This window comes from Candidatus Eisenbacteria bacterium (genome assembly GCA_018831195.1).
GTDB lineage: Bacteria > Eisenbacteria > RBG-16-71-46 > CAIMUX01 > JAHJDP01 > JAHJDP01.
The window spans coordinates 145,706-161,480 of sequence record JAHJDP010000032.1; the positions used below are offsets into that span (position 1 = coordinate 145,706).

At 57.4% G+C, this 15,775-nt stretch carries 16 protein-coding genes; 10 read left to right on the forward strand and 6 right to left on the reverse strand.

Going from position 1 to position 15,775, the window contains the following annotated elements:
• Positions 1–169 precede the first annotated feature (169 nt).
• The 5 genes from KJ970_06560 to KJ970_06580 form a co-directional block, all read right to left on the reverse strand.
• Positions 170–739, reverse strand: coding sequence for an RpiB/LacA/LacB family sugar-phosphate isomerase (locus tag KJ970_06560; protein MBU2690574.1), 570 nt, complete (start codon positions 737–739; stop codon positions 170–172).
• Between the two features lie 39 nt (positions 740–778).
• Positions 779–1,285 carry a cytidine deaminase gene (locus KJ970_06565; GenBank protein MBU2690575.1) on the reverse strand — a complete coding sequence of 169 codons (507 nt, stop codon included), beginning with the start codon at positions 1,283–1,285 and terminating at the stop codon, positions 779–781.
• A complete protein-coding gene (dusB, locus tag KJ970_06570; protein MBU2690576.1) occupies positions 1,245–2,270 on the reverse strand; it encodes a tRNA dihydrouridine synthase DusB in 1,026 nt (341 codons plus the stop codon). The genes KJ970_06565 and dusB overlap by 41 nt, the downstream gene beginning before the upstream one ends.
• Positions 2,271–2,286: 16 nt before the next feature.
• Positions 2,287–4,371, reverse strand: coding sequence for a hypothetical protein (locus KJ970_06575; GenBank protein MBU2690577.1), 2,085 nt, complete (start codon positions 4,369–4,371; stop codon positions 2,287–2,289).
• A gap of 149 nt (positions 4,372–4,520) precedes the next feature.
• Positions 4,521–5,678, reverse strand: coding sequence for a hypothetical protein (locus KJ970_06580; protein ID MBU2690578.1), 1,158 nt, complete (start codon positions 5,676–5,678; stop codon positions 4,521–4,523).
• Between the two features lie 276 nt (positions 5,679–5,954).
• On the opposite strand from KJ970_06580, the gene KJ970_06585 reads away from it, so the two are divergent.
• Entirely contained in the window at positions 5,955–6,803 is an 849-nt protein-coding gene (locus tag KJ970_06585) for a transglutaminase-like domain-containing protein (GenBank protein MBU2690579.1), read from the forward strand.
• Between the two features lie 16 nt (positions 6,804–6,819).
• On the opposite strand, the gene KJ970_06590 is transcribed toward KJ970_06585, so the two are convergent.
• Positions 6,820–7,992 carry a saccharopine dehydrogenase NADP-binding domain-containing protein gene (locus KJ970_06590; protein MBU2690580.1) on the reverse strand — a complete coding sequence of 391 codons (1,173 nt, stop codon included), beginning with the start codon at positions 7,990–7,992 and terminating at the stop codon, positions 6,820–6,822.
• A 189-nt stretch (positions 7,993–8,181) separates the two neighbouring features.
• Between KJ970_06590 and KJ970_06595 the strand changes: the two genes are divergently transcribed.
• The 9 genes from KJ970_06595 to rpmF all read left to right on the forward strand — a co-directional run bounded on the left by KJ970_06595 (position 8,182) and on the right by rpmF (position 15,754).
• Positions 8,182–9,552, forward strand: coding sequence for a tryptophanase (locus KJ970_06595; protein MBU2690581.1), 1,371 nt, complete (start codon positions 8,182–8,184; stop codon positions 9,550–9,552).
• Positions 9,549–10,565 (forward strand): D-glycero-beta-D-manno-heptose-7-phosphate kinase, encoded by a 1,017-nt coding sequence (rfaE1, locus tag KJ970_06600; GenBank protein MBU2690582.1) that lies wholly within the window; start codon positions 9,549–9,551, stop codon positions 10,563–10,565. The genes KJ970_06595 and rfaE1 overlap by 4 nt, the downstream gene beginning before the upstream one ends.
• A 34-nt stretch (positions 10,566–10,599) precedes the next feature.
• A complete protein-coding gene (rfaE2, locus tag KJ970_06605) occupies positions 10,600–11,079 on the forward strand; it encodes a D-glycero-beta-D-manno-heptose 1-phosphate adenylyltransferase (protein ID MBU2690583.1) in 480 nt (159 codons plus the stop codon).
• A 150-nt stretch (positions 11,080–11,229) separates the two neighbouring features.
• Positions 11,230–12,537: a cyclic 2,3-diphosphoglycerate synthase gene (locus KJ970_06610; protein MBU2690584.1), complete on the forward strand. Its 1,308-nt coding sequence runs from the start codon at positions 11,230–11,232 to the stop codon at positions 12,535–12,537.
• 44 nt (positions 12,538–12,581) lie between these two features.
• Positions 12,582–13,736: an ADP-forming succinate--CoA ligase subunit beta gene (gene sucC / locus KJ970_06615; protein MBU2690585.1), complete on the forward strand. Its 1,155-nt coding sequence runs from the start codon at positions 12,582–12,584 to the stop codon at positions 13,734–13,736.
• Positions 13,733–14,605, forward strand: a complete 873-nt coding sequence (sucD, locus tag KJ970_06620) for a succinate--CoA ligase subunit alpha (protein ID MBU2690586.1) — start codon at positions 13,733–13,735, stop codon at positions 14,603–14,605. Before sucC ends, sucD begins: the two co-directional genes overlap by 4 nt.
• 28 nt (positions 14,606–14,633) lie before the next feature.
• A complete protein-coding gene (ndk, locus tag KJ970_06625) occupies positions 14,634–15,038 on the forward strand; it encodes a nucleoside-diphosphate kinase (protein MBU2690587.1) in 405 nt (134 codons plus the stop codon).
• The gene (locus KJ970_06630; protein ID MBU2690588.1) at positions 15,023–15,559 is read left to right on the forward strand and encodes a DUF177 domain-containing protein; all 537 of its coding nucleotides are present in this window, start codon (positions 15,023–15,025) and stop codon (positions 15,557–15,559) included. Before ndk ends, KJ970_06630 begins: the two co-directional genes overlap by 16 nt.
• 15 nt (positions 15,560–15,574) lie before the next feature.
• Positions 15,575–15,754 (forward strand): 50S ribosomal protein L32, encoded by a 180-nt coding sequence (gene rpmF / locus KJ970_06635; GenBank protein ID MBU2690589.1) that lies wholly within the window; start codon positions 15,575–15,577, stop codon positions 15,752–15,754.
• Positions 15,755–15,775: the final 21 nt, after the last annotated feature.

The window sequence follows — 15,775 nt, forward strand, 5'->3', positions numbered from 1 at the left end:
GGATGTACAATCCGAGCAGAGCGCGCTTGATTCCGCCAGACTCTGGGATTCCGGCTCCTGGAGTTTTCTCAAGACCTCTTGAGTGATGGTCTCAAGCAGTCCTGCCGGAATGGAGGGTGTCAAGCGGTTGTCCATGAGACTGATTCCTCTTAAGGCCATCTGCCAAAATCTATTGCGGATAGGTTTCCGGTGGGGTGCTTGCGCGATTTCCCTTCGGATCGAGTTTGCGAATCTTTTCTACCCGCCGGGCGTGGCGCCCGCCGGCGAAGGGCGTCTTGAGCCAGACACGAACAAGACGCCGGGCCTCGCCTGAGGAAACGACATTAGACCCGAGAACCAAAAGATTGGCGTCATTGTGCTCCCGGCTGTTGCGAACGGTGAAGAGATCAAAACCAGGAGCGGCAAGAACACCCGGTATCCGGTTGCAGACCATGGTCGATCCGACACCGGCGCCGTCAATCATGATGCCCCGCGGGCAACGGCCCTCGGAGACGGAGCGGGCGACCTTCTCCGCGATATCGGGATAATCGACCGATTCTTCGCTGAAGGTCCCGCAATCGAGCGGTTCCATTTCCAATTCCTCGGTGAGAAAGCGGATCAGCGATCGTTTCAGCTGGAAGCCGGCATGATCGGAGCCGATGGCGATGAGACGGGCCGGGGGCGCCACGGAGCCGGATTGGACTTCTTTCAGCACCTCAGTGACGACATCCTCGATGATGCGCTGGATCCTATCCGTCATGAGACATCCTTCCATCGCCGCTGGGCTCGGCGGCCGCAATTAGCGATCTGCCAGACCGGGAGGCACCGGCAAATCCTCACCGCCAAAGGCGTGGGGCAATAATGCCTGCACCCTAACCTGCATGGGAGGCTGATCGCCGACTTGAAGCCAGAGAACGGCGGCCGGCGCCAGCTCGATCAGAACCTGCCGACAAGCGCCACAGGGCCAAGGCGATGATGAGCCTGCCTTCGTCCATATCACGATAGCAGCCGGTGAGACCTTTTCAATGACGGCCGCCGAGAGAGCGACCTGTTCCGCGCAAACACTGAGACCGGGTCGCTCCGCGAACTCAACCGATGAACCCTCCGCTGTCCGTCCTGATCCATCCAGGACAACAGCGCCGCGGGGTTGCCGTGTGACGGGGGTCAAATCGATCGCCGCCAAAGAGCGGGCGCGGCCGAGCGCCTCCATCACCTCTTTTGGGGGAGGGGATTCCATCGTGCCACCGGCGCCCGGAAGGCCGGATCTAGCCGGTTTCTTCCCGGGTCGCTTCAGGGGTTGCTTCAAAACGAGCCTCCTCCCACTTTCTCAGAGAATCGGCGTAAGATGTTAAACAGGCTTCGACTCCCGCGACGGTGACCTCCTCCATCAGCGCCGTCCGGAGTCTTGCCACCAGGGGGTATCCCTTGAGATAACCCGAATAGAATTTCCGGAAGGTTATGACGGCCCTGGTCTCTTCGCTTTCCTGAATCTTATCCTCGAGCTGTTCCAGGATAACCCTTTTCCTATCCTCAAAGCGGGGCTCGCCGGGATCTTCACCCGTTTCCAGAAAGATACGGCAGCGGCGGAAGAGCCATGGATTCCCGATAGCGGCCCGGCCGATCATGATAGCGTCGCAACCGGTCTCGTTCAACATCCGCCATGCATCGTGGGGTCCCTTAATATCACCATTGCCGATGATGGGGATCGAGACGCACTCTTTGGCCCTTCGAATCCATTCCCAATCGGCCTCTCCTTTATAACCTTGATGACGGGTCCGGGCATGAATCGTCAAGGCGGATGCCCCCGCCTCCTCCACTCGCTGGGCTACCTCTTCGATGCAGATCGACGAGGCATCCCACCCCAAGCGGGTTTTGACGGTAACGGGTCCATCAATCGCCTCGACCACCGCCGCCGTCAACCGACCCATAAGGGCCGGATCTTTGAGGAACCCTGCTCCTTCGCCCCGGCGGACGAGCTTTTTTACGGGACAGCCGAAATTGATATCCACAAAATCGGCGCCGGCCGCCTCTGCAATATGGGCCGCCTCCACCATGGCTTCGGGGCGCGACCCGACGATTTGAATGCCGACCGGGTGTTCCTCCGGAGAAAGGATCGTTTTTTTTCGGCTCCTCGCCGCTTCGCGGATGAGTCCCTCGGCGCTTATAAATTCGGTTACAACGACATCGGCGCCGTGTCGCCGGCAGATGAGCCGGAAAGGCCGGTCGGTGACATCTTCCATTGGCGCAAGGAAGAGGGGCGTTTTACAGAGTTGGACAGGTCCAATATTCATTTTGAAGGTGAGCCGCCTATTCCAGGAGGATGATCTTTTGAGCCGATGTCCGGCCTGATTGCCGGAGACGCAGCCAATAGAGCCCGGCCGCCGGAGAACGCGTCCCCAGACCGCCGCTCCATTCCATCAGCTGCCATCCGGCCGGATGTTCTTTGGAAACGATCGATCCGACGCGCCGTCCCATGACATCGATGAGATCAATCTCCGCAACGCCCGATTGCGGCAGAAAGTAGCGCAGAGTGATCGCGTGGCCGACCGAGGAGGGCTGCGGGAAAGGGTTTTCGAGTCGAAGCTGGCCGGTCATCGGCAGAATTTCCTCGTCGGCAAGGATCCAACCATAGGGATCCAGGATCAGATTCTCCGGTTTGAATTCGGCCTCCAGGGAGATATCCTGCCACCGCCCTTCCAGCCAAACTTCCCGGGCGGTCGAATCGGTCCCGGCAGTGAGGAGGATATCGAGCGGCAATCGGTACAAAGCCTGGGTTTGGTTCTGTTCCAAATGGAGATGAATCGACCATCGTCCATCATCAAGCTCACGGGTCGTCCAATCATAGGCGATCAACGGCCGCCCCTCTTCATAGAGCCAAGGATCGAAGAACCAGCTCAGGCTTTCACCGTACGTTTCCTCGATGGTTCGAACCAGCTCGGCGGTTCCGGCCAGATCGTACTTATACAATTTGTAGTGGTTTGCCAGCGCGGAGAAGAAGAGGTCATCCCCCAAAATCCGGCGAAGCATGTGAAAAACCCAGGCTCCTTTGCGGTAGATGGTTGAACTATAATAGGAACCTTCTTTCGGTGCGCCGACGGCGCCGCTGAAGTGATTCAGAGCGCGGGCTTCCATCGCCTCTTTTAGGACGCGGGCCGCTTCTTTCTCGGCGCCTTCCCCCAAGCGCAACAAGACGCGTTTCTCCAGATAGAGGGCTTCACAATAGGTCGCCAAACCCTCCTTCGTCCACATGTCCTCCCAGTGAGTCAGGGTGACGGCATCGCCGAACCATTGGTGCGACAATTCATGGGCGACAAAATGATCATAGACGTTTCGCCCGTTGATGAAGCCGGAGCCATAACTGGTCATCGTCTGGTGTTCTTCGGCGCCCGTGATCCAGTGAAATTCCGCCATGCCGTATCCCTCGGCCGAATTGGGGCGGTGAAAGGGATAAGGTCCGAAGAGGGTCTCCAGAACCGTCATCGCTTCGCCGGTTATGGCCCAATCGGCGCGGGCGTCGGCTTCATCTTCGGGATAGGCATAGTAGGTCAGAGGGATCGTATCGCCCATCGCGGTGACGTGCGTTGTATCCCAGGTCACATAATTGGTGGCGGCGATCGAAACGAGATAGGTGGACATCGGGTAACGGCAATTCCAATTGGATGTGGTCCGCTGATCCACTCCGGCGATCGTGCTGATCCGTTCGCCGTTGGAGACGCCGACATATCCCTCGGGGACGGTCAGATGGACCGAGACGAGAGCCTTGTCTGTGAGAAGGTCCTTGCAGGCCCACCAGCCATGGGCGTCCTCCGGCTCGCTCAGGGTTGCGGCAATCGGAAATTTATAAGCATCGCGTCCATGGGATCCAAAAATCTTGTGTGCGAAGGAGGACGAGGGCCTGCCTTCGCATGAGAGTCCCAGCGTCAGTGTATCCTGACCCGCCACCATCTCCGGCAGGGACAAAACGACCTGTTGATTTTCATGTGAAAAGGGGAGGTCCACCGGCGTGCCGAGCGAGTCCAACCAAGCGGCGCTGACCACCATCGCCGTCTTAAGATCAACAACCACCTCATCAAGAGCGCGAAGGCTGACAATCCGCATGATAGTCTCGGCCGTCAAAGTCGAATCCTCAAAATGGGGCTCGAAGGACAGCTCATATTCGAGGACATCATATTCCAGCCGGGGATCATTATAGAGATCCTGGGGAAAGATCTCGGGCGAAAGATACGGGCCGCGAAATTCCAAGGGGGAATCCTCTTTGGACGAGATGACGGCCGGATCTTCAGGCGGGGGCGCGGTGGAAGCGGAGAGGGCATTGAAGCCCACGACGGTGAAGCAGCACCCTACGAGCCAGGGAACCCCCAGGATCGTGATGAATCGACGGTCAGCCTTCATCTCTTTTCCCTCCACGCTCATTTTCAGTATCCCCTCGGAATCCCATCTTCCCATCCGTCGGAACAAGGTCATCATACCATCCCTCGTCAGAACATCCCACAGCGCAGACGAATCCCGGCCGCACCATCAGAAGGGCGATCGGGACTCTCTCAGTCGATCGGTCGCTCAAGCTTCTGCCCGATGTCTTTATAGGGGCGCTTCAGATCCTTCCGATACTCGGATGCGATCTTTAAAATCTGTCTCACTTCACCGGCCGGCAAGGATCCCCGCACGGGTAATCCGGCCGCTTCACCAGCAATGGCGGTGAGTAGGGTTACCAATCCCCGGAGATCCTCGAGATGCACCATTTCGGGGGCGAGCCTGGTCCGGCTCATATTATGGTAATGTCGCAGGGGTAGGGCGAAGGCGCCGGTTCGGGCGCCGAGCAAACCGAAGGCCGTGGCCTCGCACGCCCCGCCATCCATGAGGCACCGCTGGAACTTGAAGCGGCGGTCTGAGGCAGAGAGAGATTCGGCGGTTTTGTGCAAAAAATGGGCGACACCGGGATCGTAAAGGGTCATCCGGTCGCCGACCCGGAGAACCGGTCCCCGGCCCTGTAAGGCCCGTGGAAGTTCCTTGCTGGTCTCCATAACTATGATGAGAGCTTCCCGCGGCAGAAGGTCGCTGAGGGCGAGAGTGGTGGCGCCGGCGAAGCCGACTTCTTCCGCCCGGGTGAAGATCGCGCGGACAGGCGCCCGCCGCTTCAGTTTGGCGATAGCATCCATGGCGAGGGTGATCGCGACGCAACCCATGAGGTCGTCCGCCGCGCGGGCGAAAAGATGATTCCCAACCCGCCGGAAGGAGGGAAGATCCCAACAGCCGATTTCACCCGCATGCACCGCTTCATCGAAGAGAACCCTGATCGAGGCGACACGGCCTCTTTCATTCAAGCTCTTCGAAGTTATCCGTCCTCGGATGCTCTTGACTTTCCGCCCCGCCGACCAGCGTTCGATCCTGACGATAGCCCCGTCGAAATAATCGGGGAGAACACCGCCGAACCACCGGCACCGGGCCCGGCGGCCGCGAACGGATTCCACAACAAAACCCGGATGATCCATATGCGCCGTCAAGATGAGGGTTCTCCCTTTGGTGCGGCCCGGAGCGGGTCCCACATGCAGATTCCCCCACTCATCAATCCGGCGGGGGAGTCCGATCTCTGCAGCCCAGGCCAGCAGGACTTGAGCCACACCCTCTTCATAAAAGGAGGTGGTGGGGGGCGAACAGATGCGCCGCGCCCTCTCAATAATGTTGGATGTCGTACAGATCATCAGACGGCCTCACTTTTGTTGTTCGCATTGCTTACGGGCGCCGCGCCTCATCTTCTATCCTGTGTGACGGCGCCACGTTCCCACTTCAGCGGGAACCGTTAATTTTGTACACCGTATAAAACCTCGAGTCCACCTTTCTGAAGCGGTGTAACTTCCTGAGTTTCAAAGTGACAGAGGATTTGGAGCATATGTTGGAGTTGAGTTGTAATGCATAGATTTGGTATCATTACAGTGTAGGTGGAAGAAGTCTCATCAAAGATAGGGTAAGGCGAAGATATGAATAAAGAGCTCGTGGCACTCATCTCTCTCCTCGGAGATGACGATCCCAAAATCCTAAGCATGGTGTGGGGACACCTGCTGAAGGTGAGTGACAGCGCTTTGCCTTTGCTAGAGGCGGCTTCAGAAGATCCTGATCCGAAGATCCGGATCAGAGCCCGGTATGCCGTGGCGAGGATCCGTCTCGATTTGCTCGAACAGCAATTCCAAAAACTGGCATCACAGGATGATGCCGTCTTTAATTTTGAAGAGGCCCTCTGTGTGATGGCTCGGATCGAGTATCCCCGTGTCCGCCCGTCGCAGATCAAACGCAAACTCGATCTTATCGCCGAGGCGATTCAACCGGCCTTGGCGGAAGCACAGAGTCCCCGCGAGGAGATCCTCGCCGTCAATACGCATCTTTTTGATAAACTTAATTTCACGGGGAACACGAGCGACTATTACGATCCGGACAATAATTTTATCAATATGGTTCTTAAGAGGCGGACCGGGATTCCGATCTCTCTTTCCGCCTTGTACGTTCTCATCGGGGAACGTCTAGGACTGCCTATCAGGGGTGTCGGCCTCCCGGGTCACTTCCTCGCTAAATATGACACACCCCAGATGGAGATTTATCTCGATCCATTCAACCGGGGGCGTTTGCTCACGAAAAGGGATTGTGCGCAGATATTGTCAAAGGCGGGGTATTACTTTAAAGAGGATTATATCTCCGTCGCTTCATCCCGGGATATTATCATCCGGATGCTGCGCAACCTCGTCATCAGTTATTCCAAGCGGCAGGAGAAGACACGCATCCGGCGCCTCACCCAATATATGGAGATTCTCCAGAGCCGGGAGAAGACCCGCTGATCCGCCCGTTTGCGATTTAGCGCTCCAAAACCCGCTCTTTCAGATCGAGCCCCCGCTTCCTGAGTTCCGCCAGCATCCGCACGGCATCCACATCAATTTCCTGTTTTAGAACCCCGGGTCCCGGGATAACGCCGCTTCCCAGCATGAGGGCTTCCACCGTTACCGGGAAAGCGGTGCATCGTTGCATCGATGTCAAACCGGAGGCGGCGTCATAAAGATCGTGGAGTTCAAACACGCGGGTCCGTGCCGGTTCGCCCTTGATCCCGCCCCGGCGTGAGCCTACCCGAAGCAGGATCCTGTCGGGAACGGGCGTCCCGCCGATCTTTTCAGTCAATAAGCGGGCCATCACATCCCGAAGCGGGATTTCGGAAGGCTCACCGCCGGCCGGCGGGGCGATCGAAAGCGATCTGTCATCCAGCAATCCCAAGTCACGGAGCAGGCGAAGCTGAGCGAAGTGCCCTTTGTAGCGGATTGTCTTGTAGGTCAAATCTTGGATCCGGCCTTCGAATGTAAAAGGAAGGGTGGAAGTGGCGCCGCTGGTGAGAGCCGCTTCCAACTCTTCCAGACCATCGAATGTTATAGACTCTTCTTCTTCCAATGCCGGCCGGCGCGTGATCCGGCCGTTCCGGAGCATGATGGAATCGCCGGAATACTCATTTAACAATCCATAGGGCGAGAAGGTGATCCGATATCCGAGCGGGGGGAAGGGTTCTTGAGGGAGGCCGCCCACCCGCATCCAGACCTCGGCGGCCCTTTCCTCCCGAATCAAGAATCCGGCAAGAACGCCGACCAGACCGGGGGCAAGCCCCCCGTCGGGCAGGATAGAGACGCCGGCGCTGCGAGCCTCGGCGTCCAGGGCGTGCTGGGCCATCACCACATCGGTGTTGCCGCCCATATCCACCAGATGAGAACCACCCTCGATGGCCGCACGCGTCAATCCCTCGTTGTAAAAATAGGGAACGGCACTGACGGCGACATCATAGTCCTTCAAGAAGGCGGTGCAGGCGGCGGGATTGGAGATGTCAATGATGGCGGCCTTGATATCGCGGGTCCACGCAAGCGATCTGAGGGCCGCCACAGCCTCCGCCGACTTATCGGCGACGCCGAGATGCGTGATGTTTTGTTGCCGCGCAAAGTCCCACAAACAGGCTGTCCCTTGAAAACCGGCCCCCACGACACAGACCTTCATGATCACCCCTTTTCTTTATCAACCTGCTTTATGATCCAGCCCGTCATTGGACCGCGCCCCTTGTCGGCTCCGACCGGAAAGCCCAAAGGTAGGCCCATGAAGACCTGATGGCAAGATGTCGCGTTGGACCCTTCCCGCGCGCTCTGTTAGCATGACGCCGGGATGGGACGTTTTTTGAGGAGGAAAGGCATGAAGACGATTATTGAACCCTTCAAGATCAAATCAGTGGAGCCGATCCGGATGACAACTCGCGAAGAGCGGGAAAGGATCCTGCGCGAGGCGGGCTATAATCTCTTTCAGGTGAGGGCGGATGATGTATTAATCGATCTCCTCACCGACAGCGGCACCAACAGCATGTCGGCGGAGCAGTGGGCCGCCATCATGCGCGGGGACGAATCCTACGCCGGGAGCCGTTCCTTCTTCGAATTCGAAGAGGTTGTTCGTTCCATTACCGGATTTAAGCATATTATCCCCACCCATCAAGGCCGGGCCGCCGAGAAGATCATCTTCACCGTTTTACACCGCGAGGGCGCCGTTTATTTGGGGAATACACATTTTGACACGACGCGCGCCAATATCGAGTTTACAGGGGCTACCGCCAAGGATCTGCCGATCCCCGAGGCTTTGGTGCCGTCAGTGCGGCATCCCTTCAAAGGGAATATCGATCTCAAGCGATTGGAAGAGGAACTCAAGGCGGCCGGCGGCCATGTGCGGGCGGTCATCATGACCGTCACAAATAACTCAGGCGGCGGGCAGCCGGTCTCGATGACGAATTTAAAAGAAGCCCGGCGACTGGCGCACGCGCATGATGCGATCTTCCTTCTCGATTCCTGCCGGTTCGCCGAGAACGCCTACTTTATCAAACACCGCGAAGAGGGATATGCATTAAAATCGATTAAGGAAATCGCGCAGGAAATGTTCTCTCTCGCCGACGTTTCCACGATGAGCGCCAAGAAAGACGGATTGGCGAATATCGGAGGCTTCCTCGGACTCCATGATGATCAATTCGCGCAAGAAGCGCGGAATCTTCTTATACTGACCGAGGGTTTCCCGACTTATGGCGGTTTAGCGGGACGAGACCTGTCGGCCATCGCGCAGGGGTTGCGCGAGGTCTTGGATGAGGATTATCTGCGGTACCGGGTACGCTCCGTGGAGTACCTCGGCGATAAATTGGATGCCGCCGGCGTCCCGCTGATCCTTCCGACCGGGGGGCACGCCGTTTATCTCGATGCCGGTGCATTCCTCGATCATCTGCCGCGGGATCAATTCCCCGGATGGGTTCTCGCTAATGAACTCTATTTGGAGGGTGGGGTTCGCGGTGTGGAGATCGGCACCGTCATGTTCGGAAAAACCGATCCTAAGACGGGTGGTCAATCGAAACCACCGATGGAGTTGGTGCGTCTGGCGATTCCCCGCCGGGTCTATACTCAAAGCCACATCGATTTCCTGACCGAGGTCATCCTCAACGTTTGGGAGCGCCGGCATGAATTCAAGGGATTGCGTCTGACCTATGAGGCGCCTTTCCTGAGACACTTTACAGCAAGGTTTGAATCCTTATGAATTATCTTGAAATCGAACGGGTCGAAGAGCTGCTCGCCGGATTTTCCGGCAAGAAGATGCTTGTCCTTGGGGATTCGATGTTGGATCGCTATCTCTGGGGGGAGGCGTCGCGCATTTCCCCGGAAGCGCCCGTCCCCATTGTGGAGACACACCGACAAACTCACCGTTTGGGTGGGGCCGCCAATGTTGCCCGGAATATCGCCATACTGGGAGGAGAAGCGGTCTTGGTCTCGATACGGGGCGCCGACCCCGAGGGGGATCTTCTGCTCTCGGAGTTGCAGAGCGCCGGCCTCTCCACCGATGGGATCGTGGTCGATCCCGAGAGGGTGACGACCTTGAAAACACGGGTAGTGGCGCGGCATCAGCAGATTCTGCGGGCTGACCGCGAGAGTCGCGAAGAGATCCATGGGGCCGTATTGGAAACCGTTCTGACAGCGATCAAAAAGGCGATGAAGGGCGTCGCCGGGATCATTTTCTCCGATTATGGAAAGGGGTTTATCACCGCCTCCCTTCTCAATGAACTTCTTCCTAAATGGCGGGAGAAGGGGATTCCCATCTGTGTCGATCCCAAGGAGAGGCATTTCATGGCCTACCGGCGGGTCACCGTGATCAAACCGAATCAATTGGAAGCCGGAACCGTTTATGGGCGGCGGATTTCGAATCTCCAGACGCTGGAAGAGGTGGGCCTCGGTCTTTTCCGCCATCTGCAGCCCGAGGCGATTCTGATCACTCGGGGTGAAGATGGGATGAGCCTCTTTACAAAGGATGACCGGGTTCAACATTTTCCGACCGTGGGGAAAGAGGTGTTTGATGTCACCGGTGCCGGGGATACCGTTATCGCCTCCCTGGCGATTTCGCTGGCCGCCGGGGCGACCCTGCCGGAGGCGGTGGTGATCTCGAACCACGCGGCGGGACGCGTGATCCGCGAAGTCGGCACCGCCGTCGTGCGGAGGGAAGAGATCCTTCGATCCTTCAATAACCGCTTGGCCGGAAAGGGGACCGAGAGTGGCTGAGGCCGTCAACAGGCCGGGTTCATCCGCCAAGGTCATGGACTGGGATGAAGCCGCCGCCTGGGCGCGGGGAATCCGCGATCAAAATCTCACTCTGGTCTTCACGAACGGGTGCTTTGATCTTCTGCACCTGGGACATATCCATCTGCTGGAGCGGGCCGCTTCATTCGGTGACCGGCTCATTGTCGGTTTGAATACCGACGCCTCGGTCCGGCGCCTCAAGGGGCCTCAAAGACCGCTGACCGCCGAGCGGGACCGTGCCCGGATCCTGATCGCCTTGCGCCCTGTTGACGGGGTCGTCCTTTTTGACGAGGATACCCCGTTGAAGCTGATCCAGACCCTGAGACCCGCTGTGCTGGTCAAAGGAGGCGATTACCGGCCGGAAACCGTTGTCGGCCGCGATGATGTCGTGGGATGGGGGGGGCGTGTCGAGATTGTCCCGACGCTGGAGGGCTACTCGACGACCCGCTTGTCAGGGGCCGGCTGGAAGGAAAATGAGGGGAACAGCCCTTCTTGACGGGCACTGTAAGCACTGGTAACGTCAAGCTTTCTGTGCAGAAAATTCTCACCCAATGTGGCCGATGTTGCACCCGATCGGGGCACGATCCAAGATGTCACATGCATTTCTAAAGGAGGCAGTGGAGAAGTGAAACGCAGGGTTGTCATTATGGGAGCGGGAGGGCGTGATTTTCACAACTTCAACGCTGTCTACCGAAACGATTCAGAGACCGAAATCGTCGCCATCACGGCGACTCAAATCCCCTATATCTCCGGCAGGACTTATCCCCCCTCTTTGGCCGGTCCAAATTATCCCGAAGGGATTCCGATTATTGAAGAGGAGGATCTTCCGGAACTCCTCGATAAGGAGCAAATCGACGAGGTGGTCTTCGCCTATAGCGATGTCTCCAATCAAACCATCATGACCAAGGCCCATCAGATCCTGGCGATGGGGCCCGATTTCAAGCTGATGGGTCCAAAGGCCACGATGCTCCCCTCCACCAAACCGGTGATCGCGGTTGTGGCGGTGCGGACCGGGTGTGGAAAGAGCCCGGTGAGCCGCCAGGTGACGGCGCATCTGAAGAGCCGTGGTGTCCGGACGGTCGCCATCCGGCATCCGATGCCTTACGGCGATCTCGAAAAACAGGGCGTTCAAAGATTCGCCACCCTCGATGATCTCGTGAAGCATGCGTGCACGATTGAGGAGATGGAAGAGTACGAACCGCATATTGAGAACGGTACGATTGTCATGGCCGGCGTCGATTACGGACTCATCCTGAAAGCGGCGGAGAAGGAAGCCGATGTCGTTCTTTGGGACGGCGGGAACAACGACCTTTCATTTTACAAACCCGATCTGACGATCTGCGTCGTCGATCCGCTGCGCCCCGGCCACGAAACAGCATATTACCCGGGCCACACAAATTTCATTCTGGCCGATGTGATTGTTATAAATAAGGTCGATGCCGCCTGTCTTGAGAATGTACAAGCTCTGCATGCGGCCATCCAGAAGTGGAATCCCACGGCGACGGTGGTGGAGATGGCCAGCCCGTTGACCGTGGAAGATCCCAAGATGATCACGGGCAAAAGGGTTCTCTGTGTCGAGGATGGACCCACCTTGACCCACGGCGAGATGAAGATCGGCGCCGGTGTTGTGGCGGCGATGAAGTTCGGAGCGGCTGAGATCGTCGATCCCAGGCCTTATCTCGTTGGGGAGTTGCAGAAAACGTTTGATAAATATCCAGGAATTGGATGCCTCCTTCCCGCGATGGGTTATGGGGAAGGCCAGGTGAAGGATTTGGAAACAACCATCAATGCGGTGGACTGCGATGTTGTACTGGCGGCGACGCCTGTTGATATCCGCAGGATTCTCAAAATCAACAAACCGGCCCTCCGGGTCAGGTATGAGGCCCAATCGATCGGGCAGCCGGATCTTGCCGGAATTCTCGATGAATTCCTTTCCAAGGCGGGGGTGCGGTAATCCAGTTGAATCTACAGGGATAGGCAGGTTGGGGAGGTAAGAGGGTGAACCTTCACGAATATCAGGCGAAGGAAATCTTCTCCAAATTCGGCATTACCGTGAAGGGCGGCGAGCTCGTTCGGTCTCCGGAAGAGGCCGCCGCCGCGGCGGAGCGAATGGGGGGGATGGTTGTTGTTAAAGCGCAGGTCCATTCCGGCGGCCGCGGCAAGGCCGGAGGGATCAAGCTGGCCAAGACGCCCAAAGAGGCCCGGGCCGCCGCCGCAGCGATTCTTGGGCTTGATATCCGGGGGCATGAAGTTAAAAAGGTTTTTGTCACACCGGCGGCTGATATCGATCATGAGTACTACCTCGGTATTGTGCTGGACCGCGCGAAAGGACTGCCCCTGATCATGGTGAGCCGTGAGGGGGGCGTTGACATCGAGACAGTGGCGAAGGAACGGCCGGATCAATTGAAAAAATTTCACTTCCATCCGAGTGTCGGTCTCCGTTCCTACGATGCCCGATGGCTGGCCGGAGGGATCGAAAGCGATCCGGCGGGGCGTAAGTCCATCGCCGCGATTTTAACAAAACTTGCCAAGTGCTATGTCGACTGCGACGCCTCCTTGACGGAGATTAATCCGCTGGTCAGGTTAAAAGATGGCTCTTTCCTGGCCCTTGACGCGAAGATGACGCTGGATGACAGCGGTCTCTTCAAACATCCGGATCTTGCTGAGCTTCGTGACATGGATGAGGAAGACAAGGATGAAGATCGCGCCCGGCGCGACGGTCTTTCCTTTATCCGTCTCGAGGGAAATATTGGCTGCATCGTGAACGGCGCGGGTTTGGCGATGGCGACAATGGACCTGGTAAAACATTTCGGCGGAGAACCGGCGAACTTTCTGGACATCGGCGGATCCTCCAATCCCGATAAGGTGGTGACCGCGCTGGATATCATCACAAAGGATCCCAGTGTCAAAGTTATCCTCTTTAACATTTTTGGTGGGATAACCCGGTGCGATGATGTCGCGAAGGGTCTTGCCAAAGCGCTTGAAATAAAACCGGTGGCCTTGCCTATCGTCATTCGTCTCACGGGTACGAATGAGGCTGAAGCACGCGAGTTCCTGAAGAAGGTCAGCGGAGTGGAGGCGCAGGGAACCATGGAAGATGCTGTTCGGCGTGCTGTTGAGCTGACAAACGCCGGCGGGGGGGCGCAGCGGTGAGTATCCTAATTGATAAATCCACAAAAGTGGTTGTGCAAGGTATCACAGGGCGCGATGGATCGTTTCATGCAAAGGCGATGAAGGCGTATGGAACCCATGTCGTGGCTGGAGTGACCCCAGGGAAGGGTGGACAGTCCCTTGATGGGATCCCGGTTTTTGAGACGGTGCGCGAAGCGGTGGAGCAGACCGGAGCCAACGCCTCGGGCATTTTTGTTCCCCCAGGGTTCGCCCCCGACGCTGTCCGGGAGGCGATCGACGCCGGTATCAAGCTGGTCGTCGTGGTGACCGAGGGTGTGCCGGCGCTCGAAATGTGCGCGGTTCATGAAGAGGTTCGCGCCAAGGGCGCCCGGGTTGTCGGCCCCAACAGCCCCGGATTGATCAGTCCGGGAAAGTGTAAGCTTGGGATTATGCCGGCGGAGATTCACAGACCGGGCCCGGTCGGCGTTGTTTCACGCAGCGGCACCCTGACCTATGAGATGGTCGACCAATTGACAAAGAGCGGTTTGGGACAGACCACCTGTCTGGGCATCGGCGGTGATCCTGTCATCGGAACGACCTTCATGGACGCTTTGATGATGTTCAAAGATGACCCGGAGACCAAGGGCGTCGTCCTCCTTGGTGAAATCGGCGGCACGGCCGAAGAAGAAGCGGCGGTTTATATCAAGGAGAAACTCGGAAAGCCTGTGGTGGCCTTCATCGCGGGACAGACGGCGCCTCCCGGCCGACGGATGGGGCATGCCGGCGCGATTATCTCCGGGGGATCGGGAACCGCCGCCGAAAAGATCAAGGCGCTGGAAACGGCCGGCATCCGCGTCGCGCGGTTGCCATCCGAAATCGGCCCCCTCATGAAGAAAGCCTTGCGTATTTAAGGAGGAAGCCGAGTTGGAACGGACCTTAATGATGATCAAGCCGGATGCGGTCCGGCGGAACCTCTGCGGCTGGATCTTGAAAACTGTGGAAGAAGCGGGTCTCAGCATCCGGCAAATGACATTGATTCATCTGACACCGGAAGCGGCAAAGGGTTTCTATCATGTTCACCAAGGGAAACCATTTTTGAACGATCTGGTGGAATATATGTCTTCCGGTCCCATCGTCGTTGCTGTCCTGGAGGGCGAGGGCGCCATCCTGGGGCTGCGAAAAATCGTCGGCGCCACCGATCCGGCAAAAGCTGAACCCGGTACCATCCGGGGTGAGGTGGGGCTCAATGTACAAGAAAACTCGGTTCATGCTTCTGATTCCGAAGCGAGCGCTGTAAGCGAAATCGCTTATTATGGTCTAGATGAGATATGGCGGAAGCCTTAACGATTGACCTGTTTGGAGTTCCCCAAGGGGAGAGCTCCCGGGATGTCAAAATATCGGGTGAGTTGCTGGATGCCCGATTAGAGCAGGTGGAGCTAAAGTCCCCGATTGAGATTCATTTGGATCTCTTTCGCGCCGGTGATTCCATTCGATGCCGCGGGCATTTTGCCTGCAAGATCAGCGTCGTCTGCTCACGGTGTTTGGAAACCGGTGATCGATTTATCGAGGGTGACTTCGATTTTTATTGTCAAAGAAGTGAAGGGGAATTATCAGAGGAGGATGGTCAATCCCTGGAAGACAGCGGATTGATTTTCCATGATGGGATGGTTCTGAATCTCTATGAGGAGATTCGCCAAACGATACTCTTGGAATTGCCCTGGAATCCCGTTTGCGCTGACAATTGCCGCGGGTTATGTTCCCGCTGCGGAAAAAACCTCAATCAGGGTGCGTGTGGTTGCCGGCCGGGCCCGGTTGAGTCACGCTGGACGGCTCTCGAGAAGCTGCGCGAGGAAGACCGGCAATAAAGAGGAGTTGGTTTCATGGCGTTACCGAAAAGAAGACATTCAAATACCCGGCAGAGGAAGCGCCGGACGCATTGGAAATTGGCTCGGCCGAGCACATCGAGCTGCGCACGGTGTGGACAGCCCAAACGGTCGCACCGCATCTGTCCTCATTGTGGCTACTACCGGGGGCAGGAAATGGTTGTTGTTTCGACATAGATTGAAGAGCTATGCCGAGTC

Excerpts from the sequence above, each read along its gene's own strand:
- KJ970_06560 (MBU2690574.1), bottom strand. The coding sequence starts at position 739 with ATGACGGATAGGATCCAGCGCATCATCGAGGATGTCGTCACTGAGGTG.
- dusB (MBU2690576.1), bottom strand. The coding sequence starts at position 2,270 with ATGAATATTGGACCTGTCCAACTCTGTAAAACGCCCCTCTTCCTTGCG.
- KJ970_06575 (MBU2690577.1), bottom strand. The coding sequence starts at position 4,371 with ATGAAGGCTGACCGTCGATTCATCACGATCCTGGGGGTTCCCTGGCTC.
- KJ970_06580 (MBU2690578.1), bottom strand. The coding sequence starts at position 5,678 with ATGATCTGTACGACATCCAACATTATTGAGAGGGCGCGGCGCATCTGT.
- KJ970_06585 (MBU2690579.1), top strand. The coding sequence starts at position 5,955 with ATGAATAAAGAGCTCGTGGCACTCATCTCTCTCCTCGGAGATGACGAT.
- KJ970_06590 (MBU2690580.1), bottom strand. The coding sequence starts at position 7,992 with ATGAAGGTCTGTGTCGTGGGGGCCGGTTTTCAAGGGACAGCCTGTTTG.
- KJ970_06595 (MBU2690581.1), top strand. The coding sequence starts at position 8,182 with ATGAAGACGATTATTGAACCCTTCAAGATCAAATCAGTGGAGCCGATC.
- rfaE1 (MBU2690582.1), top strand. The coding sequence starts at position 9,549 with ATGAATTATCTTGAAATCGAACGGGTCGAAGAGCTGCTCGCCGGATTT.
- rfaE2 (MBU2690583.1), top strand. The coding sequence starts at position 10,600 with ATGGACTGGGATGAAGCCGCCGCCTGGGCGCGGGGAATCCGCGATCAA.
- KJ970_06610 (MBU2690584.1), top strand. The coding sequence starts at position 11,230 with ATGGGAGCGGGAGGGCGTGATTTTCACAACTTCAACGCTGTCTACCGA.
- ndk (MBU2690587.1), top strand. The coding sequence starts at position 14,634 with ATGATGATCAAGCCGGATGCGGTCCGGCGGAACCTCTGCGGCTGGATC.
- KJ970_06630 (MBU2690588.1), top strand. The coding sequence starts at position 15,023 with ATGGCGGAAGCCTTAACGATTGACCTGTTTGGAGTTCCCCAAGGGGAG.
- rpmF (MBU2690589.1), top strand. The coding sequence starts at position 15,575 with ATGGCGTTACCGAAAAGAAGACATTCAAATACCCGGCAGAGGAAGCGC.